The 415-nt window shown below is 70.4% G+C and carries 1 protein-coding gene; it reads right to left on the reverse strand.

Translation table 11 applies throughout. From position 1 onward, the window contains the following. Positions 1-415, reverse strand: a 415-nt coding sequence (locus AC0AIB_RS31515; RefSeq protein WP_465098131.1) for a sugar nucleotidyltransferase, incomplete at both ends; no start/stop codon positions are given.

The following is a 415-nucleotide window of genomic DNA, read 5'->3' on the forward strand; positions in this document are numbered from 1 at the left end:
GCGCGGACCGGCGTCCCGCAGCGACCCCGCGATCTCCATCACGTACTGCCCGTATCCGGACTTGCCCAGCCGCTCGCCGAGCCGGTGGCACGCCTCCGCGTCGATGAAGCCCATCCGCAGCGCCACCTCCTCCAGGCAGGCGATGCGCAGGCCCTGCCGGTGCTCCAGCGTCTGGATGTACTGACCGGCGTCCAGCAGCGAGTCGTGCGTGCCGGTGTCCAGCCAGGTGAAGCCGCGTCCCAGGTCCACCAGCCGCGCCCGGCCCCTGGCCAGGTACTCCTTGTTGACGTCGGTGATCTCCAGCTCGCCGCGGGCCGACGGCCGCAGACCGCGCGCGATGGAGATCACGTCGTTGTCGTAGAAGTACAGGCCGGTGATAGCGCGGTTGGAACGCGGCCGTGCCGGTTTCTCCTCG

This window comes from Micromonospora sp. DSM 43699 (genome assembly GCF_055517075.1).